This is a genomic window from Streptomyces sp. NPDC059853 (assembly GCF_042731495.1).
Lineage (GTDB): Bacteria > Actinomycetota > Actinomycetes > Streptomycetales > Streptomycetaceae > Streptomyces.
Genome location: NZ_JBHWJL010000466.1, coordinates 1 through 2,632, shown reverse-complemented (window position 1 = coordinate 2,632; position 2,632 = coordinate 1). Strand labels below are relative to the sequence as shown.

Below are 2,632 nucleotides of genomic sequence, written 5' to 3'. Positions count from 1 at the left end.
TCGCGTTGAATGGTTTTGACGGGCATCAGCCGTATTCTCCGGAGGAGGTGCGGGAGGCGTTGCAGATCGGTCCTGATGCGCCGATCATCACGACGGATGCGCGGCATCGTGCGGAGGCGAAGGCGGCGCTGATCACCCTCGTCGAGCACGCCCTCATGGCCCGCCTGCGGTAACTCCGGCCGTCCCCCGCTGCCACGCCGGTCGTCTCCCCCGTGCTGGGGAGACACCGCCGCGTGGCGGTTGGCTAGTCTGAGGAGAACGATCCCAGCAGCCAGTGAGGGGCAACGCAGCCGTGCGCATCGCCAGATTCTCCATCGACGGCACCGTCGGTTTCGGTGTGGTGGAAGGGGAGCCCACCGACGAGGACGGGCTCGTCCTCGACATCATCAAGGGACATCCCTTCGCCGAGTTCGAGCGTTCGGGCCACCGGGTCCCGCTCAAGGCGGTCCGGCTGCTGCCCCCGGTCCTCCCCAGCAAGGTCGTCGCGATCGGCCGGAACTACGCCGCGCACGCCCGCGAGCTGGGCAACGAGGTCCCCGACACCCCCGTCACCTTCTTCAAGCCCTCCACCTCGGTGATCGGCGACGGTGACGCCATCCGGTACCCCTCGATCTCCCGCGAGGTCCACCACGAGGCCGAGCTGGCCGTGGTCATCGGCCGGATGTGCCGCGACGTGCCCCGCGAACGCGCCAGGGACGTCATCCTCGGCTACACCTGCGCCAACGACATCACCGCGCGCGACGTCCAGGAGCGCGAGAAGCAGTGGGCCCGCGCCAAGGGCTTCGACACCTCCTGCCCGCTCGGCCCGTGGATCGAGACCGATGTCGACCCGGCCGACCTCGCCATCATGTGCACGGTGAACGGCGAGCAGCGCCAGCTGGGCCGCACCAGCGAGATGGTCCGTACGGTGGAGGACCTGATCGTGCACATCACCGAGTCGATGACGCTCCTCCCGCAGGACGTCATCCTCACCGGCACCCCGGCCGGCGTCGGCCCGCTGCACGCCGGCGACGAGGTCGCCGTCTCCATCGAAGGCATCGGCACTCTCACCAACAAGGTCGTCAAGGCGTGACTTCTCCCTCCTCCTCCGTACGTGTGCGCTTCTGCCCGTCCCCCACGGGCAACCCCCATGTGGGGCTGGTGCGCACCGCCCTGTTCAACTGGGCCTTCGCCCGCCACCACGGCGGCACCATGGTCTTCCGCATCGAGGACACCGACGCCGCCCGCGACTCCGAGGAGTCGTACGCCGCGCTGCTCGACTCGATGCGCTGGCTCGGCCTCGACTGGGACGAGGGCCCCGAGACCGGCGGCCCGCACGCCCCGTACCGGCAGTCCCAGCGGAAGGACATCTACGCGGACGTGGCGCGCCGGCTGCGTGAGGCGGGGCGCGCGTACCCCTGCTACTGCACCACCGCCGAGCTGGAGCAGCGCCGCGAGGCGGCCCGGGCGGCCGGGCGGCACTCCGGGTACGACGGGCACTGCCGGGAGCTGACCGCGGAGCAGGTCGCGGCGTACGAGGCGGAGGGGCGCGCCCCGATCATCCGCTTCCGGATGCCGGACGAGCAGATCACCTTCACCGACCTGGTGCGCGGCACCCTCACGTTCTCGCCGGAGCACGTCTCGGACTACGGGATCGTGCGGGCCAACGGCGCCCCGCTGTACACCCTGGTCAACCCGGTGGACGACGCGCTGATGGAGATCACCCACGTGCTGCGCGGCGAGGACCTGCTGTCCTCGACGCCGCGGCAGATCGCGCTCTACGGCGCGCTGGCGGAGATCGGCGTCGGGACCGGGCGCGTCCCGGAGTTCGGGCATCTGCCGTATGTGATGGGGGAGGGCAACAAGAAGCTCTCCAAGCGTGACCCGGAGTCCTCGCTCAATCTGTACCGCGAGCGCGGCTTCCTGCCGTCCGGGCTGCTCAACTACCTGTCGCTGCTGGGCTGGTCGATCGCCGAGGACCGGGACATCTTCACGGTCGAGGAGATGGTGGCCGCCTTCGAGATCGGCGACGTCAACGCCAACCCGGCGCGTTTCGACCTGAAGAAGGCCGAGGCGATCAACGCGGTGCACGTACGGGAGTTGCCCCAGGACGCGTTCGTGGCGGCGTGCGAGCCGTGGCTGACGGCGCCGTACGCGCCGTGGAAGCCGGAGGCGTTCGACCGGGCGGCGTTCGAGGAACTGGCGCCGCTGGCGCAGACCCGGCTGACGGTGCTCTCCGACATCACGGCCAATGTCGACTTCCTGTTCCTCGACGCCCCGGTGGAGGACGAGAAGTCCTGGGCCAAGGCCATGAAGCCGGGCGCCGAGCAGGTGCTCGCGGCGGCCGCGGAGCGGCTGGCGGCGGCCGACTGGAGTTCGGCGGAATCGCTCAAGGAGGCCGTGCAGGCGGCCGGTGAGGCCCATGGGCTGAAGCTGGGCAAGGCGCAGGCGCCGGTCCGGGTGGCGGTCACCGGGCGCACCGTCGGCCTGCCGCTGTTCGAGTCGCTGGTGGTGCTGGGGCGCGAGCGGACCCTGGCCCGGATCGAGGCGGCGCTGGCGCGGCTCGCCGGCTGAGCGGCGCACGCACGGAGAGGGCCCCCCCCCCGGCGGGGGCCCACACCCGGCACCGGGGGGCGGGGGCGGGGCAGTGCAG

At 71.2% G+C, this 2,632-nt stretch carries 2 protein-coding genes and 1 pseudogene; all 3 read left to right on the top strand.

The window, feature by feature from the left end; translation table 11 throughout:
• Positions 1–173 (top strand): annotated as a pseudogene (locus ACFV5N_RS26795) (ATP-binding protein); the annotation flags it as partial.
• A 119-nt stretch (positions 174–292) separates the two neighbouring features.
• Complete coding sequence (locus ACFV5N_RS26790; RefSeq protein ID WP_259454388.1) at positions 293–1,072, top strand: fumarylacetoacetate hydrolase family protein; 780 nt, start codon at positions 293–295, stop codon at positions 1,070–1,072.
• The gene (gltX, locus tag ACFV5N_RS26785) at positions 1,069–2,553 is read left to right on the top strand and encodes a glutamate--tRNA ligase (protein WP_385604812.1); all 1,485 of its coding nucleotides are present in this window, start codon (positions 1,069–1,071) and stop codon (positions 2,551–2,553) included. Before ACFV5N_RS26790 ends, gltX begins: the two co-directional genes overlap by 4 nt.
• Positions 2,554–2,632 lie beyond the last annotated feature (79 nt).